The following is a 25,216-nucleotide window of genomic DNA, read 5'->3' on the forward strand; positions in this document are numbered from 1 at the left end:
CGAGAAGTGGCCATGACGCCACGCGCGGGTGAACATCCGAAGGAATGAGCGATCGCGGGTACGCGCGTAGTCTCGTCACGGGTTCGCCGACAGGGTGAAGGCCCCGGTGCCACCTGGCTCCAGGCCTGGACCTAGGGTCGGCTCTCGGGCCCGGTCGACCCACCCCGTATCGGCCACAGCAACTTCACATCGGAAGCGAGATCTCACCACCGTGACTGCTCTGACTCTCAGCACCGCCGCGGCGCCCGGCCTGCGGGCCGACGCGATCGTGATCGGTGTCGCCAAGGGCGCCCAGGGGCCCGTCCTCGCGCCGGGCGCCGAGGCCGTGAACGAGGCGTACGACGGCAAGCTGGCCGGCCTCCTGGAAACCCTCGGCGCCTCGGGTGCCGAGGGCGAGCTGACGAAGCTGCCCTCCCCGGCCGGCTTCCGGGCCCCGCTCGTGGTGGCGGTGGGCCTGGGCGCCGAGCCCGGCGGCGAGGACGCCGAGGCCGAGGACGCCGAGGCCGGTTACGACGCCGAGGCGCTGCGCAGGGCCGCCGGCGTGGCCGCCCGGGCGCTCGCCGGGGCGAGGAAGGCCGCGTTCGCGCTGCCCGTCGACGGCCCCGACGCCGTCGAGGCGATCGGCGAGGGCGTGCTGCTCGGCGCGTACTCCTTCGACACCTACAAGGGCGGCGCCGAGGACCCGAAGGCCAGGAACGGCAAGGCGCCGCTGGCAGAGGCCGCGGTGCTCGGCGGCAGGCCGCGCGACGCCGTCCACAAGGGCGCGCTCGCCCGCGCGGTCACGGTCGGCGAGGAACTGAACCGGGCCCGCGACCTGGTCAACACGCCGCCGAACGACCTCACCCCCGCCGACTTCGCCGGCATCGCGCAGGCCGCGGCCAAGGAGCACGGCATCAAGGTGCAGGTGCTCGACGAGAAGGCCCTGCTCAAGGGTGGCTACGGCGGCATCCTCGGCGTCGGCGGCGGCTCGGAGGCCCCTCCGCGCCTGGTCAAGCTGTCCTACACGCATCCCGAGGCGGAGAAGCACCTGGCCTTCGTCGGCAAGGGCATCACCTACGACTCCGGCGGCATCTCGCTGAAGCCGGCCGGGCACAACGAGACGATGAAGTGCGACATGGCGGGTGCGGCCGCGGTGTTCGCCGCGGTCGTCGCCGCCGCCCGCCTGGGTCTCGCCGTCAACGTCACCGGCTGGCTGGCACTGGCCGAGAACATGCCCTCGGGTTCCGCCGTCCGTCCGGGCGACGTGCTGCGCATGTACAGCGGCAAGACCGTCGAGGTCCTCAACACCGACGCCGAGGGCCGCCTCGTCCTCGCCGACGCGCTGTGGGCTGCATCGCAGGAGAACCCGGACGCGATCGTGGACGTCGCCACCCTGACCGGCGCGATGATGCTGGCGCTGGGCAGCCGGACGTTCGGGGTCATGGCCAACGACGAGGCGTTCCGCTCCGCCGTGTACGAGGCGGCCGAGGAGGTCGGCGAGCCGGCCTGGCCGATGCCGCTGCCGGAGCACCTGCGCAAGGGCATGGACTCGCCCGTGGCCGACATCGCGAACATGGGCGAGCGCTGGGGCGGCGGGCTGGTCGCCGGTCTGTTCCTGCGCGAGTTCGTGGGCGAGGGCATCGCCTGGGCGCACCTGGACATCGCCGGCCCCGCGTTCAACGAGGGCGGCCCGTTCGGTTACACACCCAAGGGCGGTACGGGTACGGCCGTGCGGACGCTGGTGCGGCTGGCGGAGCTGACGGCCGCGGGCGACCTCGGCTGATGTCCGCCTGACCGCCCGGCGCGATCCGCCGGGCGCGGGCCCGCGGGGCGCGGGGAGCCGTTAGCACGGTTCCCCGCGCCCCTTCTCCGTGCCCCACGTCTCCCGGGGGACGTGGGGTGCGTCACACCCCGGCCCGGCGTCTCGTCCGCCTCGAACAAGTGCAAAGATGGAGCCCGGCAGGACAGGGCCCCCACCGAAGGGCCGAAGCATCAAGCGGCCGGACACCAGCCGACCGGCCGGTCACCTCCCGAATGGACAGGGTGCCCGGCGCGCGGCACACATGCATGGAGGACGTGACGTGGCGAACGACGCCAGCACCGTTTTCGACCTAGTGATCCTCGGCGGTGGTAGCGGTGGTTACGCCGCGGCCCTGCGCGGGGCGCAGCTGGGCCTGGACGTCGCTCTGATCGAGAAGGACAAGGTCGGCGGCACCTGCCTGCACCGGGGATGCATCCCCACCAAGGCCCTGCTGCACGCGGGCGAGATCGCCGACCAGGCCCGCGAGAGCGAGCAGTTCGGCGTCAAGGCCACCTTCGAGGGCATCGACGTCCCGGCCGTCCACAAGTACAAGGACGGTGTCGTCGCCGGCCTGTACAAGGGCCTCCAGGGTCTGATCGCGTCCCGCAAGGTGACGTACATCGAGGGCGAGGGCCGGCTGTCCTCCCCCACCTCCGTCGACGTCAACGGTCAGCGCGTCCAGGGCCGCCACGTCCTGCTGGCGACCGGCTCCGTGCCGAAGTCGCTGCCGGGCCTGGAGATCGACGGCGACCGGATCATCTCCTCCGACCACGCCCTCGTCCTGGACCGCGTGCCGAAGTCCGCGATCATCCTGGGCGGCGGCGTCATCGGTGTCGAGTTCGCCTCGGCGTGGAAGTCCTTCGGCGCGGACGTCACCGTCATCGAGGGCCTGAAGCACCTCGTCCCGGTCGAGGACGAGAACTCCTCCAAGCTGCTCGAGCGCGCGTTCCGCAAGCGCGGCATCAAGTTCAACCTCGGCACCTTCTTCCAGAAGGCCGAGTACACCCAGGACGGTGTGAAGGTCACCCTCGCCGACGGCAAGGAGTTCGAGGCGGAGGTCCTGCTCGTCGCCGTCGGCCGCGGCCCGGTCTCCCAGGGCCTGGGCTACGAGGAGCAGGGCGTCGCCATGGACCGCGGCTACGTGCTGGTCGACGAGTACATGCGCACCAACGTTCCGACCGTCTCCGCCGTCGGTGACCTGGTGCCGACGCTCCAGCTCGCGCACGTCGGCTTCGCCGAGGGCATTCTGGTGGCGGAGCGTCTGGCCGGCCTGAAGACCGTCCCGATCGACTACGACGGCGTGCCCCGGGTGACGTACTGCCACCCCGAGGTCGCCTCCGTGGGTATCACCGAGGCCAAGGCCAAGGAGATCTACGGCGCGGACAAGGTCGTCGCTCTGAAGTACAACCTGGCGGGCAACGGCAAGAGCAAGATCCTGAACACCTCGGGCGAGATCAAGCTCGTCCAGGTGAAGGACGGTGCCGTGGTCGGCGTCCACATGGTCGGCGACCGCATGGGCGAGCAGGTGGGCGAGGCCCAGCTGATCTACAACTGGGAGGCGCTGCCGGCCGAGGTCGCCCAGCTCATCCACGCCCACCCGACGCAGAACGAGGCGATGGGCGAGGCCCACCTGGCGCTGGCCGGCAAGCCGCTGCACTCCCACGACTGAGCCTTCGGTCGACGGGCGCGACGACACAGACTTCCGCAATTCGTTAGGAGCAACCGAAACCATGGCGGTTTCCGTAACCCTTCCGGCGCTCGGTGAGAGCGTCACCGAGGGCACTGTCACCCGCTGGCTGAAGGCCGAGGGAGAGCGCGTCGAGGCCGACGAGCCGCTGCTCGAGGTGTCGACCGACAAGGTCGACACCGAGATCCCCTCGCCCGCCGCCGGCGTGCTGGCCTCCATCAAGGTCGCCGAGGACGAGACCGTCGAGGTCGGCGCCGAGCTGGCCGTGATCGACGACGGCACGGGCGCGCCCGCCGCCGCCCCGGCCCCCGCCGCCGAGCCCGAGCCGGCCGCCGAGCCCGAGCCGGCGCCGGCCGAGGCGTCCGTCCCGGCCGCGCAGGCCGCTCCGTCCACGGAGCAGGCCGCCCCGGCCCCGGCCCCGACGGCCGAGGCCGCCTCCGGCGGTTCCTCCGCCGAGGGCACGGACGTGGTCCTGCCCGCGCTCGGCGAGTCCGTCACCGAGGGCACCGTCACCCGCTGGCTGAAGTCGGTGGGCGACTCCGTCGAGGCCGACGAGCCGCTGCTCGAGGTCTCCACGGACAAGGTCGACACCGAGATCCCGGCGCCCGCCTCCGGCGTGCTGCTGGAGATCGTGGTGAACGAGGACGAGACCGCCGAGGTCGGCGCCAAGCTCGCCGTCATCGGCGCGCCGGGCGCCGCTCCGGCCGCCGCCCCGGCTCCGGCCGCCCCGGCCGCGGAGCCCGCCGCCCCGGCCCCGGCCCCGGCGCCCGCCCCGGCCCCCGCCCAGGCTGCGGCTCCGGCGCCCGCCCCGGCCCCCGCCCAGGCTCCGGCTCCGGCGCCCGCTCCGGCCGCCCCGCAGGCGCCGACGGCCCCGGCCCCGCAGCAGGTCACGGCCCCGGCCCCCGACCCGGTGCCGTCCGCCCCGGCGCCCGCGCCCGCCCCGGCTGCCGCTCCGGCCGCTCCGTCGCCCGCCGCCCAGGCGAGCGACGAGGGCGCGTACGTGACCCCGCTGGTGCGCAAGCTCGCCGCGGAGAACAACGTCGACCTGTCCGGCGTCAAGGGCACCGGTGTCGGCGGCCGTATCCGCAAGCAGGACGTGATCGCCGCCGCCGAGGCAGCGAAGGCCGCCCCGGCTCCGGCCGCTGCCGCCGCCGCGCCCGCCGCGAAGAAGGCCCCCGCCCTGGAGGCCTCCCCGCTGCGCGGCCAGACCGTCAAGATGCCCCGCATCCGCAAGGTCATCGGCGACAACATGGTCAAGGCGCTGCACGAGCAGGCCCAGCTGTCGTCGGTCGTCGAGGTCGACGTCACCCGCCTGATGCGCCTGCGCGCCCAGGCCAAGGACTCCTTCGCCGCGCGCGAGGGCGTCAAGCTCTCCCCGATGCCGTTCTTCGTCAAGGCGGCGGCCCAGGCGCTGAAGGCCCACCCGGTCATCAACGCCCGGATCAACGAGGCCGAGGGCACGATCACCTACTTCGACACCGAGAGCGTCGGTATCGCGGTGGACTCCGAGAAGGGCCTGATGACCCCGGTCATCAAGCACGCGGGCGACCTCAACATCGCCGGCATCGCGAAGGCCACGGCGGAGCTGGCGGGCAAGGTCCGCGCCAACAAGATCACCCCGGACGAGCTGTCCGGCGCGACCTTCACCATCTCCAACACCGGTTCGCGCGGCGCGCTGTTCGACACGATCATCGTGCCGCCGGGTCAGGTCGCGATCCTCGGCATCGGTGCCACGGTCAAGCGTCCGGCCGTCATCGAGACCGAGGAGGGCACGGTCATCGGCGTCCGCGACATGACCTACCTGACCCTCTCCTACGACCACCGCCTGGTCGACGGCGCCGACGCGGCCCGTTACCTGACGGCGGTCAAGGCGATCCTGGAGGCGGGCGAGTTCGAGGTCGAGCTGGGCCTGTAGCGCCGACCGGCTGCCACACGCTGGTGCCCCCGTCCGGGAAGATCCGGGCGGGGGCACCGGCGTTGGGGGCGCGAGGTCACCCACACCGTGTGCGCCTCGTCTCACCTGCGCCAAAGCACCCCCACGCACCCTGCCGACGGAGCGAACCCGCCGTATTGTCTACACGTCAGCCCTCCCGAAGGAGCCCTCATGACCGCGCCCGTCGTCCACTCGCTGCGCGAACAGATCCGCGAGCACATCGTGGAGGGGATCGTCAGCGGGCGCTGGCAGCCGGGCGAGCGCATCGTGGAGCGCCGGATCGCCACCGAGCTGGAGGTCAGCCAGACCCCGGTCCGGGAGGCCCTGCGCGAGCTGGAGTCCCTGCGCCTGATCGAGTCGGCTCCGAACAAGGGCGTACGCGTCCGCAACCTGAGCGCGGCCGATCTCGAGGAGAGCTACCCCGTCCGGGCGGGCCTGGAGGCCATCGCGGCGGAGCTGGCCGTGGAGCGGCTGGCGGAGGACTGCTCGGCACTCGAGCCGCACGTGCTGGCCCTGTACGAGGCCGACCGCGAGGCCGACGGCACGGCCCAGGTGCGCCACACGGTCGGTTTCCACCGTGAGCTGGTCCGCGCGGCGCGGAACTCCGTGCTGCTGCACACGTGGGAGGGCCTGGGCATCGAGGTCTTCACGGCCCTGTCCATCCGCTGGCTGGGCACGGTCCAGCAGTCGTACGCGGAGGAGCACGAGGAGCTGGTGCAGGCGTTCAAGCGCCGGGATCCGCGGATCGCGGAGCTGGTGAAGGCGCACGTCCTGGGCTGCGCCCCGCGCGCCTGACGCACCCGAGCATTCCGCCGCTCACCTGCGAAAACACCCCTGGAACGCGTCACCGGGTGCCAGTACTGAAGGCACCGCGTGCCGACTTTCTTCAAATCAAGAGGTTTTCGCACTCAACCCTTTGATCGATCATCGATCAGGGAGTTACAGTCGCCGACGGACTCCTACCGGAGTCCGCTGCCCTGTCCTGCCAAAGACCAAGGGCAACCCCGAACCCTTACCGATGAGGGAACCCCCTTCGACTGAGGAAGGCGGCGACATGACCGACCCCCACGCCATCCAGCCGAGCGCGCTCGACCAGCTCCCGGACCGCGACCCGGAGGAGACCGCCGAATGGCAGGCCTCCCTGGACGCCGTCGCCAGGGAGGCGGGACCGCACCGCGCCGCGTACCTGATGCGCCGCACGCTGGAGCGCGCCGAGGCGGGCGGCATCGCGCTGCCGAAGCTCCTCGAGACCGACTACGTCAACACCATCCCGACCGCCGCCGAGCCGTCCGTGCCCGGCGACCCGGAGATGGAGGCGCGGATCACCGCCTGGAACCGCTGGAACGCGGCCGCCATGGTGACCCGCGGCGCGAAGCACGGCGTCGGCGGCCACATCGCCACCTTCGCCTCCGCGGCCTGGCTGTACGAGACCGGCTTCAACCACTTCTTCAAGGGCAAGGAGGGCGACGGCTCCGGCGACCAGCTGTACATCCAGGGCCACGCCTCCCCCGGCATCTACGCCCGCGCCTTCCTCGACGGCCGCCTGGACGAGCACCATCTGGACAACTTCCGCCAGGAGGCCGGCGGCACCGGCCTGCCGTCGTACCCGCACCCGCGCCGGCTGCCCTGGCTGTGGGAGTTCCCGACGGTGTCGATGGGCCTCGGCCCGCTCTCCGCGATCTACCAGGCACGCTTCAACCGCTACCTGACCAACCGCGGCATCAAGGACGTCTCCGCCTCGCACGTGTGGGCGTTCCTCGGCGACGGCGAGATGGACGAGCCGGAGTCGACGGCGGCCCTCGCGCTCGCCGCCCGTGAGGAACTGGACAACCTCACCTTCGTCATCAACTGCAACCTCCAGCGCCTCGACGGCCCGGTCCGCGCCAACTTCAAGATCGTGCAGGAGCTGGAGGCCCAGTTCCGCGGCGCCGGCTGGAACGTCGTCAAGACGCTGTGGGGCTCCGCCTGGGACGAGCTGTTCCAGCTGGACACCACGGGCGCGCTGGTACGCCGGCTGCGCCAGGTGCCGGACGCGCAGGTCCAGACGTACCAGACCCGCGACGCCGCCTACATCCGCCAGGACTTCTTCGGCGCCGACCCGGCGCTGGCGGAGATGGCGAAGCTGCTGAGCGACGACAAGATCCTCGAGTGCTTCCACCTCTCGCGCGGCGGTCACGAGTCCCGCAAGGTGTACGCCGCGTACAAGGCGGCTGTCGAGCACAAGGGCGCGCCGACCGTGATCCTGGCCCAGACGGTCAAGGGCCACACCCTCGGCGAGGGCTTCGCGTCGAAGAACGCCAACCACCAGATGAAGAAGCTCTCGGTGGACGAGTTCAAGGCGATGCGCGACCTGCTGGAGCTGCCCATCAAGGACAGCGACTTCGTCGACGGTGTGGTCCCCTACGGTCACCCGGGCGCCGACTCCCCCGAGGTCCGGTACCTCCAGGAGCGCCGCGCGGCCCTCGGCGGCCCGGCCCCCGCCCGCCGCACCCACGCGCTCGCCCCGCTGCCCGCCCCCGCCGAGAAGGCCTTCTCCTCCTTCGACAAGGGCTCCGGCTCCCAGAACGTGGCCACCACCATGGCCTTCGTCCGCCTGGTCAAGGACCTGGTCCGCGACAAGGAGACGGGCCGGCGCTGGGTGCCGATCGTTCCCGACGAGGCGCGCACCTTCGGCATGGAGTCGCTGTTCCCGTCCCTGGGCATCTACTCCCCCAAGGGCCAGACGTACGAGCCGGTCGACCGCGACCAGCTGATGTACTACAAGGAGGCCCGGAACGGCCAGATCCTCAACGAGGGGATCACCGAGGCCGGTTCCATGGCCGACTTCATCGCCGCGTCGACCGCGTACGCGACGCACGGCGAGGCGATGATCCCGTTCTACATCTTCTACTCGATGTTCGGCTGGCAGCGCACCGCCGACCAGATGTGGCAGCTCGGCGACCAGCTCGGCCGCGGTTTCCTCGTCGGCGCGACGGCCGGCCGTACGACCCTGACGGGCGAGGGCCTCCAGCACGCCGACGGGCACTCCCCGGTCATCGCGGCCACCAACCCGGCCGCCCTGACGTACGACCCCGCGTTCGCCTACGAGATCGCGGTGATCGTCCGTGAGGGTCTGCGCCGGATGTACGGCGAGGCCAGGCCGGGCGAGGACCAGAACGTCTTCTACTACCTGACGGTCTACAACGAGCCGCTGCCGCAGCCCGCCAAGCCGCAGGGCCTCGGCGTCGACGAGGGCATCGTCAAGGGCCTGTACCGCTTCAACACGGCCGAGTCCGCGGGCGTGGACGTGCCCGCCGACGCCCCGCGCGTCCAGCTGCTCGGCTCCGGTACGGCGATCCACTGGGCCCTCCAGGCGCAGCGGCTGCTCGCCGAGGAGTGGGGCGTGGCCGCCGACGTGTGGTCGGCGACCTCCTGGACGGAGCTGCGCCGGGACGCGCTGGAGGCCGACGCGGCGCTGCTGCGCGGCGAGGAGCGGGTGCCGTTCGTCCGCCAGGCGCTCCAGGGCGCCGAGGGCCCGGTGCTGGCCGTGTCCGACTACATGCGCCAGGTTCCCGACCAGATCGCGCAGTGGGTCGAGCAGGACTACTCGTCCCTGGGCGCCGACGGCTTCGGTCTGTCGGACACCCGCGAGGCCGCCCGCCGCCACTTCGGCATCGACGCCCCGTCGATCGTCGTCGCGGCCCTGGCCCAGCTCGCCCGCCGCGGCGAGGTGAAGGCCACGGCCGTCAAGGAGGCGCGGGAGAAGTACCGCCTGTAGTCACTCAGGGTCCCGCGTGAAGGGGTACGGCCGCTGCCGTACCCCTTCGCCGTCGGCGGCCCGCACCTCGGTGGGCTCCGGCATCATGAGTCCATGCGTGCGGCCCGGCTCATCAGAATGGTTCTCCTGCTCCAGTCCCGGCCCGCCATGACCGCCGCCGAACTCGCGCGGGAACTGGAGGTGTCGGAGCGGACCGTGGCACGGGACGCGCAGGCGCTGTCGGAGGCCGGGGTGCCGGTGTACGCCGACCGCGGGCGGGCCGGCGGTTACCGGCTGGTCGGCGGGTACCGGACGCGGCTGACGGGGCTGGCGCGCGGCGAGGCGGAGGCGCTGTTCCTGAGCGGGGTGCCGGGGGCGCTGCGGGAGATGGGGCTCGAGGACGCCGCCTCGGCGGCCCGGCTGAAGGTGGCGGCCGCGCTGCTGCCCTCGCTGCGGGACGCCCCGGACAACGCCGCCCAGCGGTTCCATCTGGACGCACCGGCCTGGTTCCGCGAGCCGGTGACGCCCGACCTGCTGCCCGTGATCGCGCGGGCGGTATGGGACGACCGGCTGGTCGACGCGGTCTACCGGCGCGGGGAGAGTGCCGTGAAGCGGCGGCTGGAGCCGTACGGACTCGTGCTGAAGGCGGGTGTCTGGTACCTGTGCGCCCGGGTGGCCGACGGCGGCTCCCCGCGGACGTACCGCGTCGACCGGTTCGACGCCGTCGACGCCCTCGACGAGCGGTTCACCCGTGACCCGGGCTTCGACCTGCCCGCTCACTGGGCGGACCAGGCGGAGCGCTTCGCCCGGTCGATCCTGCGTGCCGAGGTCGTCGTACGGCTGTCCCCGCGTGGCCTGCGCGGGCTGCCGCACGCCGTCGACCCGCTCTCCGCGCGGCAGGCGCTGGAGGGCGCGGGGACGCCGGACGCCGACGGGTGGGTGACGGTGACGCTGCCCGTGGAGTCGGAGGGAGTCGCACACGCCCAGCTGACGGCGCTCGGGCCGGAGGCGGAGGTGCTGGCTCCGGCGAGCCTGCGGGAGCGGTGCGCGGCGGACGCGGTCCGGCTCGCGAAGCTGTACGGGCAGCAGGAGGCCGGGTAACGATCCGCGGTACTCCACGTGCGGCCCACCGGCCGAGGCCCGATGCTGGTGGCGTGATGGACGAGACGGAGTTCTGGGAGCTGATCGACGCCACCCGCGAGGTCGCCGGCGGCGACCCCGAGGAGCAGGCCGACCTGCTCGTGGAACGGTTGCTCCAACTGGACCCCGATGTGGTCCTGGACTTCGCCCGGCACTTCGAGGCCCGCTACAACCGCGCGTACCGGTGGGACCTGTGGGGCGCGGCCTGGGTGCTGCTGGACGGCTGCAGCGACGACGCGTTCGACTTCTTCCGGTGCTGGCTGATCGGCCAGGGCCGGGAGGTCTACGAGGGCGCCCTGCACGATCCGGACGGGCTGGCCGGGCTGCTGGGCGAGTTCGACGAGGAGATCGACGGCGACGGTGAGGAGCTGGGCTACGCGGCGGACGAGGCGTACGAGCAGCTGACCGGGACCGTCGCGCCCGATCTGGGCATCGCTCCGGCGCCGGCCGAGCCCGAGGGCACGCCGGTGGACCTGGAGAACGAGCGGGTGCTCGCGCAGCGGTATCCGCGCCTGTGGGAGCGGTTCAAGGACTGACGTCGGCGCCCGTCCGCAGGCCGGCACGGCCGTCGTGCGGCATGGTGCGGCGGGGCCGCGTCGGCGCGGTCGGGGGCGGACGCGGTCCGGATCCGGCCGGCCCTGTCCCGCGCGGGCCCGGTACGGCTGCCGGCAGCGGGCCGCGTACCGCCTGTGGCGTCGCTGCGGGCGTACGCCCGAACCGTCCGGTCGAACGATCCCGGTGGAACCATCGCCCGGGTCCGGGACGTTTCCGGGGTACACACGTACGTGGGCCGGTTTCGCCGCCGGGTGTGCTCCCGCACGGGTGGCCGGCCGGCGGGCCCGTCCCGGCCGTACGGAGGGGTCCGAGAGAAAGGCGGCTCCGTGGACCTGCTCGACCTGGTGCTCGCGCTGGTGATCGTCGTGTACGCGGTGTCCGGTTACCGGCGCGGGCTGGTGGCCGGATGCGTCTCGCTGGCCGGGTTCGTGGGCGGCGCCGCCGTCGGGGTGTGGCTGCTGCCGTGGGTGACGGGCCAGGCGGAGCGGGGTACGACGGCGGCGACGGTGCTCGCGGTGCTGACGGTGCTGGTCCCGGCGATGGTGGGGCACGAGCTGGCGGGCCGGCTGGCGCTGCGGCTGCGCGGGGAACTGGACCGGGGGCCGCTGCGGGTGGCGGACGGGGCAGGGGGCGCGGCGGCGAACGCGGTGGCGGTGCTGATCGTGGCCTGGGTGGCGGCGAGCGTGCTGGGCGCGGCCCCGGCGCGGACGCTGGCGACGCAGATACGCGACTCGGCGCTGCTGGGAGCGGTGCAGCAGGCGATGCCCGAGACGACACCGGCCTGGTTCTCGCGGGCGACGTCCGCGCTGACCGAGGCGGGTTTCCCGCAGGTGTTCAACCCGTTCGAGAACGATCCGACGGCCCGGGTGGCCCGGCCCTCCGGTGACAGTGTGACGCCCGCGGCGGCGGAGGCGGCCCGCAGGAGTTCCGTGAAGATCGAGGGTGCCGCGGGCAACGAGGGCCGGGAGGGCAGCGGGTTCGTGTACGCGCCGGAGCGTGTGATGACCAACGCGCACGTGGTGGCGGGCATCGACCGCCCGGGCGTGCGGGTCGGCGGGGTCGGGCCGGTGCACGAGGCCCGGGTGGTGCTCTTCGACCCGGACCGGGACGTGGCGGTGCTGTACGTGCCGGGGCTGCGCGCCCCGGCGCTGCGGTTCGGCGACGACGCCGTGCGCGGGGACTCGGCGGTGGTGGCCGGCTATCCGCAGGACGGGGGCCTGGACCTCCAGGCGGCGACGGTCGCCAACCGGGTGCGGGCGACCGGGCAGGACATCCACAACGACCGCACGGTCACCCGGGAGGTGTACCTGATCCGCTCCACGGTCCGGCCGGGCAACTCCGGTGGCCCGCTGCTGACGACGGGCGGCCGGGTGTTCGGGGTGGTCTTCGCCCGGTCGACCTCGGACGCCGGGACGGGATACGCGCTGACGGCGGCCGAGGTGGCGGCCGACGCCCGGCGCGCGGCCACGGCGACGGCGACTGTGGACACGGGCGAGCTGGTCGGCTCCTGAGGGCGGCCGGTGGCCACGGGCCGGCCCGCCGGGGCGCGGGGTTCACAGCCGGCGGCCCATGAGGATGTCGTCGACGTACGTGCCGTCCAGGTGGAACTCCCCGGGCAGCACGCCCTCGACGGCGAATCCCTCGGACTCGTAGAGCCGGCGTGCCGGGGTGTTGTGCCCGAGCACGCGCAGGGTGAGGCGCCGGGCACCACGTCCGCGGGCCTCGGTGACGGCGGCCCGGATCAGGGCGCGCCCGACGCCCCGTCCGCGCGCCTCCTCGGCGACGACGAAGCCCTGGACCGCCAGGACGTGCGCGTTCGAGGCGAGCGGGGTCGGGCGGACGAGGCGGACGTAGCCGAGGAGGCGCCCGCCGGCCTCGGCGACCAGGTGGTCCTGCGGGGCGTGCCGCTCGAAGAACGGCGCGTAGGGCGGCTCGGGGGCCGGCACCACCTCGTGCAGGGTGGACCAGGCGGCCCGGTCGAGGCGGGCCAGTTCCGTGTCGTCGTCGGGGCGGGCGGCACGCAGGGACAGCTCAGGCATGACGATCACCCTACGGCGGACCCTACGGGGCGCCCACCGGGTTTCCCGGTGGCTGTGCGGTCATGCTGGGGGCCATGGAACGTTCACGCATCGCGGTGGCCGGCGCGTCCGGCCTCATCGGCAGCGCTCTGGTGCGGTCCCTGACCGCGGACGGGCACGAGGTGGTACGTCTGGTGCGCCGTGCGCCCCGGGGCGCGGACGAGGTCCGCTGGGACCCCGGGCGGAGTCACGTCGACCCGGCCGGGCTGGCCGGCTGTGACGTGGTGGTCAACCTGGCGGGGGCCGGGGTGGGCGACCGGCGGTGGACGCCGGAGTACAAGCGGCTCCTGCGGGACAGCCGGGTGCGGGGCACGGCCGCGCTCGCCGAGGCGGTGACCGCGCTGCCCGAGCCGCCGCGGGTGTTCGTCAACGGCAGCGCGATCGGCTTCTACGGCGAGACCGGCGACCGGGTGGTGGACGAGGAAGCCCCGCCGGGCGACGGCTTCCTGTCCCGGCTGTGCGTGGAGTGGGAGGAGGCGGCGGCCCCCGTGCGGGAGGCGGGGGTCCGGACGGTGTTCCTGCGCACGGGGCTGGTCGTGGCCCGGGGCGGCGGGGCGTGGGCGCGGCTGTTCCCGCTGTTCCGGGCGGGGCTCGGGGGACGGCTGGGCGACGGACGGCAGTACTGGTCGTACATCGCGCTGCACGACGAGGTCGCCGCGATCCGGCATCTCATGGACACCGGCACCCTGTCCGGGCCGTTCAACCTGACGGCGCCCGAGCCGCTGACGAACCGTGAGATCACGGCGGCGATGTCCCGGGTGCTGCGCCGGCCGGCGGTGTTCGCGGTGCCCGCGCCGGCGCTGCGGGCGGCGCTCGGGGAGATGGCCGGGGACGTGCTGGGCAGTCAGCGGGTGGTGCCGAAGCGGTTGCTGGAGTCGGGGTTCCGGTTCGCGTTCCCGGGCATCGATGAGGCGATCCGTGCGGCGGGGTGAGCCGGCTGGCAACAGCGGCGAACGTAAGTGACCGTATGCGACCTCTATGCGACCGTGCTCTGTTGATGCGCGACTGCTTCTGACCGAATGTGGCCCCTAACCTCGACGCGAACTCCGGTATCTCTCAAGCCAGTTGGGGGCATGACGTCTCCACCGGCCGCGCAACCACAGGAGGGGCCTCGTGCTTGAGCCCGCGTACCAGGTGGACGTCGTCGTCGTGGGAGCCGGAGTCGCCGGCCTCTCGGCGGCTCACCGGCTGACCAGCGCAGGACTGACGACAGCGGTCCTGGAGGCCGCCCCGTACGTCGGCGGCCGTATGTCGACCGAGAAGGTCGACGGCTTCCGGCTCGACCGCATCGGACAGCTGCTGTCCACGTCCTACCCCGAACTCCGCCTGGTCCCGGGCCCGGGCCCCCTGGCCGTGCGCCGCTTCGCACCGGGCGTCCTGCTGCACCGCGACGGCCGCACCCAGCGCGCGGGCGCGCCGGCGGCCGGAGGGAGCGCACGGGGCGCACGAGGCGCACTTCACGTGGTGCGCGTCCTCGCCGGCACCCCCCGGGGCACCGTGCCCCCGCCCGGCCGGGCCGGCGCGCCGGTGGGCGGAGCGGTGGACCAGGCCCGGCTGGGCGCCGCGCTCGGCCGGATCGCGGCCACGCCCGTCGAGCGCCTCCTGGCCCGCCCCGAGATGCCGGCCGCGCTGGCCCTCGCCCGGCGCGGGGTGCCGGCGCGCACCATCGAGGGCTTCCTGCGCCCGCTGCTCGCCGCGCTGCTGTGCGACCCGGAACTGGTCACGTCCAGCCGGTGCGCCGACCTGGCGCTGCGCGCCTTCGCGAGCGGGCGGCTGTGCGTGCCCGAGGGCGGCGCGGAGATGCTGCCCGAGCTGCTGTCCCGGGCGCTGCCACCGGGCACCGTGCGCACCGGGGTGCGGGTCACCTCGGTGTCCACGACCTCCGTGGCCACCGCCGAGCACGGGGAGATCCGGTGCCGGGCGGTGCTGCTCGCGACCGACGCGCGGGCCGCGGCGGAGCTGCTGCCGGGCCTCAGGGTGCCGGACTTCCACCCGGTGACCGTGGTCCACCACACCACCGACGATCCCGAGGCGGCGTTCTCCACCGGGACCTCGCTGCTGCTGGACGCCGACCGGGGCGGGCCGGTGGCGCACACGGCGGTGGTCAGCAACGTGGACCCGAGCCGGGCGCCGGCCGGCCGGGTGCTGATCTCCTCGACCGTGCTGGGCATCCCGCCGGAAGGCGTGGACACGGCGGTCCGCATCCACCTCGCCCGGCTCTACGGCACCTCGACGCGCCGCTGGGAGACGCTGGCCGTGCACCACACCCCGGAGGCGGTCCCGGTGATGCTCCCGCCGCACGACCTGCGCCGGCCGGTACGGCTGCTGGCGGGCCTGTACGTCTGCGGGGACCACCGGGACTCCAGCACCGTCCAGGGCGCACTGCACTCCGCCCGCCGGGCGGCGACGGCGATCCTCTGCGACCTGGGCATGACGTCCTCCCTGCACCGGGCCGACCCGGCGCCGACGCTGCCACGGGCGGCATGAGACCCGGCCGGGGGCGCGCTCAGCTCAGGGCCGCCACCTTCTCCCGGTAGGTGCGGACCGGAAGCGCATCCCGGTAGGGCTCCAGGCGGCGTTCGAAGTCCCGCACGTATTCCACCGCGCGAGCGGACCGCATCTCGGCCGCCTGGCCCGCGGCCTCCGCGCCGAGCGCGCAGGCCTGGTCCAGTTCGCCGAGGGCCAGGCGGGCGGTGGCGAGGACGACCCGGCAGAACAGGCGGCTGCGGGCGTACGCGGGGGCGCGCAGCTGCAGCGAGCGCTCGGCGTGCTGGGCGGCGGCCCGGAACTGCTGGAGATCGCGGTGGCAGTGCCCGAACTCGTCGGCGAGCTGCGCCTCGTCGAAGAACGCGGCCCAGTACGGCACGTCGTCCCCGGACCGTGCCGCGTCCAGGGCGCGTTCGGCCCGCACGAGCGCCGCGGTGCACGCCCGCACCTCGCCCAGGACGCCGTGCGCCCGCGCCTCGGCGGCGTGCAGCAGCGCCTGGACGACCGGCGGGGCGCACGTGCCGACGCCCTGCTGGGCGACCCGCGCCAGCTGCACGGCCTCCCTTCCGTGGCTGAGATAGACGGCCTGGCGGCTCATGGTGACCAGGACGAAGGAGCCGTACGCCCGGTCGCCGGCCGCCTGCGCGAGCCGCAGGGCCTGCACGAAGTACCGCTGGGCCAGTCCGTGCGCGGCGATGTCGTACGACGTCCAGCCCGCGAGCCGGGTCAGGTCGGCGGCGGCGCCGAACAGCCGGCGGCCGGTCTGCTCGTCGTAGCTGCCGCGGAGCATCGGCTCGCACTCGTGCTCCAGATAACGCACCAGTGCCTGCCGCGCGTGGCCGCCGCCGAAGCGGTCGTCGAGGGTGCGGAACAGTTCCCCGACGGAGCGGAGCGCGGAGATGTCGCCGCCGGTGACCCGGTGCCCGGGGCCGCGCTCGCCGGTCCCGCGCGCCCGCGGCGGCACCGGCACCCCCGGCTGCGGCCGGGGCCTGGCCGCCCCGGGGCGGCCCTGGGCGGGCACCCGGGGGGCCGGCTCGCGGGCCACCCGGTCGTCGGGCTTGCCGATCAGCCAGTCCCGGCTGGGCACGACCAGCCCGGCCGGGGTGAAGGCGATCTTGCGCAGCTCCGCATGGCTGCCGGAGTCCTTGCGCCACAGCCCGCTGACGATGTCGACGGCCTCCTCGGGGCCGGCCGCGAACTCCAGCCCCGCGTACACCGGTGCGCACGCGTCCAGGCCGAGGTCCTGGGCGGTGAGCCGGCGCCCGAGCCGGCGGGTGAACACCTCGGCGATGAGGGCGGGCGTCGTCCCGCGCGGCTGCTGACCGCGCAGCCAGCGGGTGACCGAGGTCTTGTCGTATCTGAGGTCCAGCCCGTGCTCCAGGCCGAGCTGGTCGACGCGACGAGCCAGACCCGCGTTGGAGAACCCCGCCTCTGCGATGAGCGCGGCGAGCTGGCGGTTGGGGGTGCGCTGCGCGGGTCGGTCCGTCATCTGTGGTGCGGTCTCCTGCCTTCCGGGCCCCTGGAGTGCCCGGATTGCCTTTGAGCAGCCCATATGGCCTCACGAACGGCGCGAATGTAGCGGAGAGTGAGCGGACGATCGCACATTTCACGAGGCATTCATCCGATCGTGTGAGGAACGCCCGCAGGGCTGACGTACTCCGGTCGGACGTACAGTGGCGTGGGCGTGCCACGCGCCTGACACACCGGTCGCTGAGGGAGGCGCTTGCCGTGAGTGAGTTGCGGTTCGTCCGTATGGGGTTCGGTGCGGATGCCGTCGAGTACCAGGAGGCCTGGGACGAGCAGCGCCGGGTGCACGCGGCCCGATTCGCCGACGAGGTCCCGGACACCGTGCTCCTCCTGGAACACCCCCCGGTGTACACGGCGGGCCGCCGCACGGAGGACAGCGAGCGCCCGCTGGACGGCACCCCGGTCATCGACGTCGACCGCGGCGGCAAGATCACCTGGCACGGCCCGGGCCAGCTGGTGGGGTACCCGATCCAGAAGCTGCCCCGCCCGGTGGACGTCGTCGCACACGTGCGGCGCCTGGAGGAGGCTCTCATCCGCACCTGCGCCGACTTCGGCCTGGAGACCTCCCGGGTCGAGGGCCGCAGCGGCGTGTGGGTGCTCGGCGACCCGGTCGAGCGGCGCCCCGCCCTCGGCGGCCTCTCCCTCGACTTCGATCCGCGGCTGACCGACGAGGAGTTCGACCCCCGCCTGGACGGCCCGGAGTACGCCCCCTCCAACGCCGGCCAGCGGCGCGAGGACCGCAAGATCGCCGCGATCGGCATCCGGGTCGCCAAGGGCGTCACGATGCACGGCTTCTCCTTCAACGTGAACCCCGACAACGTCTGGTTCGACCGGATCATCCCGTGCGGCATCCGCGACGCGGGCGTCACCTCGCTCGCGGGCGAGCTGGGCCGGGACGTCACGGTCGAGGAGGTCCTGCCGGTGGTCGAGAAGCACCTGCGGGACATCCTGGAGAACGCGGACCTCAAGCCGCGGGTGATCGAGAGGACACCCGCGTAGCGAGGGCCGCCCCCGAGGACGGCGCCCGCACCGGGCCATGAAATCAACGGGCGTACCCTGGGGAACGCCGAAGAATCAATCGCTAGGGAGCCGGTCGTGTCCGCAGTCGCACCCGACGGACGCAAGATGCTGCGCCTGGAGGTCCGCAACAGCCAGACCCCCATCGAGCGCAAGCCCGAGTGGATCAAGACCCGGGCGAAAATGGGCCCCGAGTACACGAAGATGCAGAGCCTCGTGAAGAGCGAGGGCCTGCACACGGTCTGCCAGGAAGCCGGCTGCCCGAACATCTACGAGTGCTGGGAGGACCGCGAGGCGACCTTCCTCATCGGCGGTGACCAGTGCACCCGGCGCTGCGACTTCTGCCAGATCGACACGGGCAGGCCCGAGGCGCTGGACCGGGACGAGCCGCGTCGCGTGGGCGAGTCCGTGGTCACCATGGACCTGAACTACGCCACCATCACCGGCGTCGCCCGCGACGACCTGGCGGACGGCGGCGCCTGGCTGTACGCCGAGACCGTGCGCCAGATCCACCTCCAGACGGCGGGCCGGGAGGCCGGCCGGACCAAGGTCGAGCTGCTGGCGCCCGACTTCAACGCGGTCCCCGAGCAGCTCGCGGAGGTCTTCTCCGCCCGGCCCGAGGTCTTCGCGCACAACGTCGAGACCGTCCCCAGGATCTTCAAGCGGATCCGCCCCGGGTTCCGCTACGAGCGCTCCCTGAAGGTCATCACCGAGGCCCGCGACTTCGGCCTGGTCACCAAGTCCAACCTGATCCTCGGCATGGGCGAGACCCGCGAGGAGGTCAGCGAGGCGCTGAAGCAGCTGCACGACGCGGGCTGCGAACTGGTCACCATCACCCAGTACCTGCGTCCGTCCGTGCGACACCACCCGGTGGAGCGCTGGGTCAAGCCGCACGAGTTCGTGGAGCTGAAGGAGGAGGCCGAGCAGATCGGCTTCTCCGGTGTGATGTCCGGCCCGCTGGTGCGGTCGTCCTACCGCGCCGGCCGTCTCTACCAGATGGCCGTGGAGAAGCGCGGCTCGTACATCGCGGCCCAGGCCGTGTGAGACAGACTGTGTGAATTCACGCACGAGCCATTACCGGCCGGTAATGGCCGAACCGATGCGGTCCTGACCGTCCTCGCTGATGAGGGCGTACGTCAGGGCCGCGTCGGCGTTCACGGGGCGACGCATTCGGGTTCATGGGTGTTTGACCGGTCGGACACGCCCTGGTAACACCAAACAGTGACTCTGGTATCACGCCCCGTACACCATCCGCTTCCAGGGGGGACCCCGACCATGCAGGCCGCGCCGGTACACGCCACCGCGATCCCGTCCTTCACCGACGCCCTTCGGGCCGTCGAGTCGCTGCTGATGAGCGGCGGTCAGCGCACCGCCCGCCGCAACGCCTGGACCTCCGTCCTGGAGGACCGCCGCCGCGCCAAGGACCGGGTCGAGGCCCAGCGGTTCCTGGAGCAGGCCGCCACCCGCTCCTGACGCCCGCCCCGGCCCACGGCGGCCCCCCGCCGGACACTGCCGTCGTCCGCGCTCCCGGGGGCACGTAGACTTCGTGACATGGCGAGGAAGGAACCCGCGGCGGACGCCGCGAATGCCGGGCGACTGAAGCAGATCGCCCTCACGTACAAGATGACCCGCAAGGCCGACAAGACGATCGGCCTGGTGCTCGCGGCCGTCGGCATCGGCACGCTCGGTGTCTTCCTCGCGATCGGCTTCCTGATCGGCCACCCGGTCTACCTGGGTGTCTTCGGTCTGCTGATCGCCCTGCTGGCGACGGCCGTCGTGTTCGGCCGCCGGGCCGAGCGGGCCGCCTTCGGCCAGATGGAGGGCCAGCCGGGTGCCGCGGCGGCCGTGCTGGACAACATCGGCCGCGGCTGGACGACCACTCCGGCGGTGGCGATGAACCGCAGCCAGGACGTGGTGCACCGGGCGGTCGGCAAGGCCGGCATCGTGCTGGTCGCCGAGGGCAACCCGAACCGGGTGAAGAGCCTGCTGGCCGCCGAGAAGAGGAAGATGAACCGCATCGTCGCGGACGTCCCGGTGCACGACCTGATCGTCGGCACCGGCGAGGGCCAGGTCGGGCTGAAGAAGCTCCGCACCACCATGCTGAAGCTGCCGCGCGTGCTCACCGGCCCCCAGGTCACGGCCACCAACGACCGGCTGCGAGCCATGGGCGACCTGATGAGCAACATGCCGATGCCCAAGGGCCCGATGCCGAAGGGCATGAAGCTGCCCAAGGGCGGACCGCGGGGGCGCTGAGCACTCCGCACCACCGCGTACCGCCACCGGCCGTCCGCACGACAGTCAGGCCCCGCGCGCCCCTGGGCGTCGTCGGGGCCGACGTCGTCCCGGACAACACACCTAGGGTCTTTCGTTCGGATCAGGCCGGATCGGGGAGCGGGTCCTGGTGCCGTGCATCGCACGGCGGAGGAGGGCGCCATGGCGGAGCCATGGCAACCGACGACAACGCGGCGAGGCGCGGTGCCAGGACCCGCGAGCCCGGCATGATCCGAACGAGAGGGCCTAGGGCCGGCGGAACTGTGGGCCGTAGTTGCCCGGGGCGTCCGGGATCGGGATCTCCATCAGCTCCACGGCGGGCTCCTCCATCGCGCGCATGGCGTGGACGGCCGCGCCCATGGCGCTCGGGCCGCCGCCGGACCAGGCCGCGTCGAGCTTGTCCAGCACGGTGGCGTACGTGCTGTCGAACCGGTCCAGGAGCTGCCGGACCCGCTCCGGCGGGTGCGGCCAGCCGCCGGCCGGGACCCGCGCCATGGGCCGGGCGTCGGGGAACGGCACGGCCGCGCCGGTGAACGACCAGCCGTGGGCGGTGCGGCGCAGCTGCCGACCGTGGTAGATCTCGGCGAAGGCGTAGTAGTGCGCCGGATGGTCGTCCTGGAAGGCGTCGGCCGGAGAACTCGCGGTCCCCTCGCCCTGCTCCTTGACGATCGCGACGCAGCGCTCGACGTCCGCGAGTGTCCTGACCGGCTTCAGCTCGTCGGAGCCGATGCGGCTGGACAGCTGTCCGCGTGCCGACAGTTCCGGCGCCGCCTCACGGAACGCCTTCAGCAGGTCGCCGTAGAAATCGCCGATGCTGGGCGAGCGGTCCGCCGCCCGGGCGAGCGGCCTGTCGGGGGCCTCGATCGCCATCATCACGTCGTGCACGAAGGGCCGGGTGAGCCCGGACAGGTACACCTTCACCCCGCTGCGCACACCGCCGGGCAGCGGTCCGGGATAGGCGGGCGCCGCGTCCCTGATCCGGGGCCGGCCGCCCACGGCCACCAGCAGGTTGCAGACCACGCCCAGGTGATACATCTCGTCACCGATGATGCGCCTGATCAGCCGGGCGGCCTCGCCGCGGCGGTCCCCGACGGACCACCAGGCGCACAGGTAGGGCGGGAGCGTGGCGAGTTCGAGTGCCACGGCCGCCTCCAGGGCCTGCCTCAGCCAGCCGACCCCGCGGTCCGCCTCGGGGACGGCGAGCAGTCCCGCCACGGACCGGCAGCCGGGCCCGGCGGCCGGCCCGCACTCCGGCAGTGCGCCGGACTGCCCGGGACCCCCGGCCGGGTCGGGGGGACCGGCCGGGTCGGGGGGACCGGCGGCCCGCACCGGATCCGCGGCCGGGATGCGGGCGGCGGCCACCAGGGCCGCCGATGCCAGGAAACTGCGGCGCTTGAAGGGGTCGGCTGCCGAACCGTGCGCGTCTTCCGTGGTACCGGTCACCGTTGCCTCCGCTCGCGGCCATGGCCCCGCACCGCCCCGGGACGCCCGGGGCCCTCGGACCGCTCGCGAAGCTAGCAGCCCGTACGGCCGTTCCCCGGGCGCCCGGGCGGGGCGCTCCCCCGTCTCCGGCGGACACGCCGCCGAACGGAGCATCCACCAGGTGATCGGGTCGTGCGCTTCTAGCCTTCGGAATGTGAAAAAACGCCATTTTACGTACCTCGCGTGCACCGCGACCCTCCTCGGCACGTTCGCCGGCACCGCTCCGGCGTCGGCCGCCCACCGGACCCTCGTGGTGCATCCGGGTGAGTCGATCCAGAAGGCGGTGAACGCCGCCCGGTCCGGCGACACCGTGCTCGTGCTCGCCGGCACCTACCGCGGGAGCGTCACGGTGCGGACCGCGGGAGTGACGCTGCGCGGTGTGGGTCACCGCACGGTGATCAAGCCGGCCGCGAAGACCTCCGCCACCCCCGCCACCTCGAAGAAGGCCTCCGTCACCTGTTCCGGGAACGGCAACGGCATCTGTGTCGTCGGCGGGAAGAACAAGGCCCTGCGGAACGTCACCGTCGCCGACCTGAAGGTGACCGGCTTCTCCCGTACCGGCCTGTGGTCCATGGGCACCGACCACCTGACCGTGCGCCGGGTGACCGCCGACGACAACGGTCAGTGGGGCATCGCCCAGGAGCACTCCACCCGCGGCGTCTTCCGGGAGAACACCGCCCGGGGCAACGGCGACGCGGGCCTGTTCCTCGCCAACAACGTGAAGGCCGAGCAGGGCGCCGCCGACAGCAAGGGCGCGCTGGTCGAGCGCAACCACCTCGAGGACAACCGCATCGGCATCACCGTCCGCCGGCTGCGCAACCTCACCGTCACCAGCAACTACCTCACCGACAACTGCGCCGGCGTGTTCGTCGTCGGCGACGAGAACAAGCCGCGGGCGGGCGCCCTGACCGTGAGCGACAACCGCCTGGAGCGGAACAACAAGTACTGCCCCAAGACCGCCCGGCTGCCCTACCTGAAGGGTTCCGGCATCGTGCTCACCGGCACCGAGAAGGCACTGGTGACGAGGAACACGGTCATCGGCCACTCGGGCAGGTCCCCGCTGTCGGGGGGCATCGTCCTGTTCAAGAGCTTCGTGGGCGCCACGAGCGAACGGAACCGGATCACCGGCAACCACCTGGAGAACAACGCCCCGGCGGACCTGGTGAACCAGGAGGCCGCCAAGCGCAAGAACGCCTTCGACGGCAACTCCTGCCGGGCCTCCAAGCCCGCGGGACTGTGCTGACCGGACAGCCGCACCCCACCCACGCAAGGAAGGAAGGCGGCACATGACCGCACCATCCCCCGAGCTGTCGGCACCGGCCGGGCAGGGGGCGACCCCAGCCCCTCCGCCGTCGATGCGACTGAGGGAGCTCGTGTTCGGGGCGGCGTGTGCCGCCGCCGTCCGCGCCGCCGCCCGGCTGGGCGTCGCCGACGTACTCGGCGACGCGCCCCTGACCGTGGAGCACCTCGCGGCGGCGGTGCGGGCCGAGCCCAAGCCGCTGCGCCGGCTGCTGCGCGCCCTGTCCTGCTACGGCGTCTTCGCCGAGCGGCCGGACGGGACGTTCGCCCACACCGACATGTCCCGGCTGCTGCGCGAGGACGACCCGAACAGCCTGCGCTACATCTCCCTGTGGTGCACCGAGCCGTGGACCTGGGACGCCTGGCCGAGGCTGGACGAGGCGGTGCGCTCCGGCCGCAACGTCGTCGAGGACCTCTACGGCAAGGAGTTCTTCGTCTACCTGAACGAGGACGCCCCCGAGTCGGCCGACGTCTTCAACCGCGCGATGACCACCTCCAGCGAGCAGTCGGCACGCGACGTCGCCGCGCTGCTGGACCTGTCCGGCGCCTCGTCCGTCGCGGACCTCGGCGGCGGGCAGGGGCACGTGGTGGCGAGCCTGCTGGACAAGTACCCGGCGATGCGGGGCTACCTGCTCGACCTGCCCCGGGTGGTGGAGAACGCCGTGCCGCGGCTGCGCGAGGGCGGCGACCTCTCCGACCGGGCGCGCATCGTGCCCGGCGACGTCCGCGTGTCCGTCCCGGTCGAGGCCGACGTCTACATCATCAAGAACATCCTGGAGTGGGACGACGAGTCCACGACCAGACTGTTGCGCAACGTGGTCCGGGCGGGTGGTTCCGGTACCCGGGTCGTGGTCATCGAGAACCTCGTCGACGACACCCCGTCGATGCGGTTCAGCACCGCCATGGACCTGCTGCTGCTGCTCAACGTCGGCGGGGCCAAGCACACCACCGCCAGCATGGTCGCGCGGCTGGAGGGCGCGGGCCTGACCGTCGGTGACATCCGGCCGGTCAACCCCTATCTGCACGCCTTCGACTGCACGGTCTCCGCGTGAGCGGACGCCTCACGCGCGACACCGGTGCCGGGCCCGCGTCGGACGCGGGCCCGGCACCGGTGGCCGGACGGGGGTCTCACACCGCGGCGTCGCGCTCCCAGAGGTAGAAGCGCTGCGCCATCGCGTCCTTCGGGGACCGCCAGGTCTCCGGGTCGTAGGCGCTGACGTACGCCGAGAGGCGCTCGCTGACCTCGACGAATGCGGGGTGCGAGGTGACCTTGGCGATGGCCGGTCCCGGCTCCCGCTCGGACTCGACGAGGTGCATGTACACATCGCCGAACTGGAAGAGGCTGCGCCGGACGACGCCGACGAGGTGCGGCAGCTCTCCCCGGTCGGACTCCGCGAACACCTTGGCGATGTCGGCGGCGGAACCCGGGGCCATACGGGCGACGATCAGGGCCTGGTGCACGGTCTTCTCCTGTCGTCCGGCTCAGTCGGCCAGGGCCGGGGCGGGCCGGTGACCGGCGGCCGCCTTCTCGATCCTGTCCCGGATCAGGGCCAGCTGGACCTTGGAGTTCTTGTTGATGTTGTCGGTCATCCAGGCGTCGTCCACGGGTGCGTCGGGCTTCATCGCGAAGTCCTGGGTCCAGATCATCCGGGTGCCTTCCGGTACCTCCTCGTAGTCCCAGCGGATGTCCATGTGGGCGAAGGGGCCGGTCTCGATGCGGCGGGCCGTGACGCTCAGCCGGTCGCGGTCGGTCTCCCGTTCCGAGACCCAGCTCCACACCGTGCCGTTCTCGTCGGGGTGCATGGTGAGGCGGAAGGTGACCTTGTTCCCCTCCTGGGAGAGGATGTCGGCCCGGGCGTACTCGCTGAACAGCCGTGGCCAGTTCGCGACGTCGTTGGTCATGTCCCAGACCAGGTCGACGGGTGCCGCGATGGTGATCTCGTTCCGGGTGTGTCCGGTCATGTCAGGCTCCCGCGGGCAGTGCGCTGTTGACGAGGTCGAGGAACTGGCGGGGCGTCCTGGAACGCTCCGCGTCGGTCGGCATCGGTGCCCCGTGCCGGTTCTCCAGCTCGCCGACGATGCCGAGCAGGCCGAGCGAGTCGACGCCGAGGGCGTCGAAGCCGGAGTCGTACGCCTGCTGGAGCTCCTCCGGGGAGACGGTGACTCCGGCGGCCTTCTTCATGAGTTCGGACAGCTCTTCCACGGTGATGCGGTCACTCATGGC

General features: G+C 72.9%; 22 protein-coding genes. 16 read left to right on the top strand and 6 right to left on the bottom strand.

Annotation, left to right across the window (positions count from 1 at the left end; translation table 11 throughout):
* The first annotated feature begins 211 nt into the window (after positions 1–211).
* The 8 genes from ACF1BE_RS01155 (at position 212) to ACF1BE_RS01190 (ending at position 12,342) form a co-directional block, all read left to right on the top strand.
* Entirely contained in the window at positions 212–1,762 is a 1,551-nt protein-coding gene (locus ACF1BE_RS01155) for a leucyl aminopeptidase (RefSeq protein WP_392196878.1), read from the top strand.
* Between the two features lie 298 nt (positions 1,763–2,060).
* The gene (gene lpdA, locus ACF1BE_RS01160; protein ID WP_392196879.1) at positions 2,061–3,449 is read left to right on the top strand and encodes a dihydrolipoyl dehydrogenase; all 1,389 of its coding nucleotides are present in this window, start codon (positions 2,061–2,063) and stop codon (positions 3,447–3,449) included.
* Between the two features lie 61 nt (positions 3,450–3,510).
* Positions 3,511–5,382, top strand: coding sequence for a 2-oxoglutarate dehydrogenase, E2 component, dihydrolipoamide succinyltransferase (gene sucB / locus ACF1BE_RS01165; RefSeq protein WP_392196880.1), 1,872 nt, complete (start codon positions 3,511–3,513; stop codon positions 5,380–5,382).
* Positions 5,383–5,571: 189 nt separating this feature from the next.
* The gene (locus tag ACF1BE_RS01170; protein ID WP_392196881.1) at positions 5,572–6,195 is read left to right on the top strand and encodes a GntR family transcriptional regulator; all 624 of its coding nucleotides are present in this window, start codon (positions 5,572–5,574) and stop codon (positions 6,193–6,195) included.
* A 259-nt stretch (positions 6,196–6,454) separates the two neighbouring features.
* Positions 6,455–9,157, top strand: coding sequence for a pyruvate dehydrogenase (acetyl-transferring), homodimeric type (gene aceE, locus ACF1BE_RS01175; RefSeq protein WP_392196882.1), 2,703 nt, complete (start codon positions 6,455–6,457; stop codon positions 9,155–9,157).
* Between the two features lie 93 nt (positions 9,158–9,250).
* Positions 9,251–10,237, top strand: coding sequence for a helix-turn-helix transcriptional regulator (locus tag ACF1BE_RS01180; RefSeq protein ID WP_392196883.1), 987 nt, complete (start codon positions 9,251–9,253; stop codon positions 10,235–10,237).
* A gap of 56 nt (positions 10,238–10,293) precedes the next feature.
* Positions 10,294–10,812, top strand: coding sequence for a DUF4240 domain-containing protein (locus tag ACF1BE_RS01185; protein ID WP_392197388.1), 519 nt, complete (start codon positions 10,294–10,296; stop codon positions 10,810–10,812).
* 345 nt (positions 10,813–11,157) lie between these two features.
* Complete coding sequence (locus ACF1BE_RS01190; RefSeq protein ID WP_392196884.1) at positions 11,158–12,342, top strand: MarP family serine protease; 1,185 nt, start codon at positions 11,158–11,160, stop codon at positions 12,340–12,342.
* Between the two features lie 42 nt (positions 12,343–12,384).
* Here ACF1BE_RS01190 and ACF1BE_RS01195 read toward each other — a convergent pair whose 3' ends face one another.
* The gene (locus tag ACF1BE_RS01195) at positions 12,385–12,870 is read right to left on the bottom strand and encodes a GNAT family N-acetyltransferase (protein WP_392196885.1); all 486 of its coding nucleotides are present in this window, start codon (positions 12,868–12,870) and stop codon (positions 12,385–12,387) included.
* Between the two features lie 74 nt (positions 12,871–12,944).
* On the opposite strand from ACF1BE_RS01195, the gene ACF1BE_RS01200 reads away from it, so the two are divergent.
* A complete protein-coding gene (locus tag ACF1BE_RS01200; RefSeq protein ID WP_392196886.1) occupies positions 12,945–13,841 on the top strand; it encodes a TIGR01777 family oxidoreductase in 897 nt (298 codons plus the stop codon).
* 181 nt (positions 13,842–14,022) lie between these two features.
* Complete coding sequence (locus ACF1BE_RS01205; RefSeq protein ID WP_392196887.1) at positions 14,023–15,396, top strand: NAD(P)/FAD-dependent oxidoreductase; 1,374 nt, start codon at positions 14,023–14,025, stop codon at positions 15,394–15,396.
* Between the two features lie 19 nt (positions 15,397–15,415).
* Here ACF1BE_RS01205 and ACF1BE_RS01210 read toward each other — a convergent pair whose 3' ends face one another.
* A complete protein-coding gene (locus ACF1BE_RS01210) occupies positions 15,416–16,885 on the bottom strand; it encodes a regulator (protein WP_392196888.1) in 1,470 nt (489 codons plus the stop codon).
* Positions 16,886–17,124: 239 nt separating this feature from the next.
* Here ACF1BE_RS01210 and lipB point away from each other — a divergent pair, with 239 nt between their 5' ends.
* The 4 genes from lipB to ACF1BE_RS01230 all read left to right on the top strand — a co-directional run bounded on the left by lipB (position 17,125) and on the right by ACF1BE_RS01230 (position 20,193).
* Positions 17,125–17,922, top strand: a complete 798-nt coding sequence (gene lipB / locus ACF1BE_RS01215; protein ID WP_392196889.1) for a lipoyl(octanoyl) transferase LipB — start codon at positions 17,125–17,127, stop codon at positions 17,920–17,922.
* 96 nt (positions 17,923–18,018) lie between these two features.
* Complete coding sequence (gene lipA, locus ACF1BE_RS01220) at positions 18,019–18,984, top strand: lipoyl synthase (protein WP_392196890.1); 966 nt, start codon at positions 18,019–18,021, stop codon at positions 18,982–18,984.
* Between the two features lie 231 nt (positions 18,985–19,215).
* On the top strand, positions 19,216–19,413 hold the full coding sequence (locus ACF1BE_RS01225) for a hypothetical protein (protein ID WP_356825203.1): 198 nt from the start codon (positions 19,216–19,218) through the stop codon (positions 19,411–19,413).
* Positions 19,414–19,491: 78 nt separating this feature from the next.
* Positions 19,492–20,193: a DUF4191 domain-containing protein gene (locus ACF1BE_RS01230; RefSeq protein WP_392196891.1), complete on the top strand. Its 702-nt coding sequence runs from the start codon at positions 19,492–19,494 to the stop codon at positions 20,191–20,193.
* A 264-nt stretch (positions 20,194–20,457) separates the two neighbouring features.
* On the opposite strand, the gene ACF1BE_RS01235 is transcribed toward ACF1BE_RS01230, so the two are convergent.
* Positions 20,458–21,654 (bottom strand): ferritin-like protein, encoded by a 1,197-nt coding sequence (locus tag ACF1BE_RS01235; RefSeq protein WP_392196892.1) that lies wholly within the window; start codon positions 21,652–21,654, stop codon positions 20,458–20,460.
* A gap of 193 nt (positions 21,655–21,847) precedes the next feature.
* Between ACF1BE_RS01235 and ACF1BE_RS01240 the strand changes: the two genes are divergently transcribed.
* Together ACF1BE_RS01240 and ACF1BE_RS01245 are read left to right on the top strand one after the other, a co-directional pair.
* Entirely contained in the window at positions 21,848–22,936 is a 1,089-nt protein-coding gene (locus tag ACF1BE_RS01240; protein WP_392196893.1) for a nitrous oxide reductase family maturation protein NosD, read from the top strand.
* A 43-nt stretch (positions 22,937–22,979) separates the two neighbouring features.
* Positions 22,980–24,044, top strand: coding sequence for a methyltransferase (locus tag ACF1BE_RS01245; protein WP_392196894.1), 1,065 nt, complete (start codon positions 22,980–22,982; stop codon positions 24,042–24,044).
* Between the two features lie 76 nt (positions 24,045–24,120).
* Here ACF1BE_RS01245 and ACF1BE_RS01250 read toward each other — a convergent pair whose 3' ends face one another.
* The 3 genes from ACF1BE_RS01250 to ACF1BE_RS01260 are packed head-to-tail and all read right to left on the bottom strand — an operon-like array spanning position 24,121 to position 25,213.
* On the bottom strand, positions 24,121–24,453 hold the full coding sequence (locus ACF1BE_RS01250; RefSeq protein WP_392196895.1) for a TcmI family type II polyketide cyclase: 333 nt from the start codon (positions 24,451–24,453) through the stop codon (positions 24,121–24,123).
* A 21-nt stretch (positions 24,454–24,474) separates the two neighbouring features.
* Positions 24,475–24,954: an SRPBCC family protein gene (locus ACF1BE_RS01255; RefSeq protein ID WP_392196896.1), complete on the bottom strand. Its 480-nt coding sequence runs from the start codon at positions 24,952–24,954 to the stop codon at positions 24,475–24,477.
* A gap of 1 nt (position 24,955) precedes the next feature.
* On the bottom strand, positions 24,956–25,213 hold the full coding sequence (locus tag ACF1BE_RS01260; RefSeq protein ID WP_392196897.1) for an acyl carrier protein: 258 nt from the start codon (positions 25,211–25,213) through the stop codon (positions 24,956–24,958).
* Between the last annotated feature and the right edge of the window lie 3 nt (positions 25,214–25,216).

The organism is Streptomyces sp. NPDC014991, assembly GCF_043080665.1.
Classification (GTDB): Bacteria; Actinomycetota; Actinomycetes; order Streptomycetales; family Streptomycetaceae; genus Streptomyces.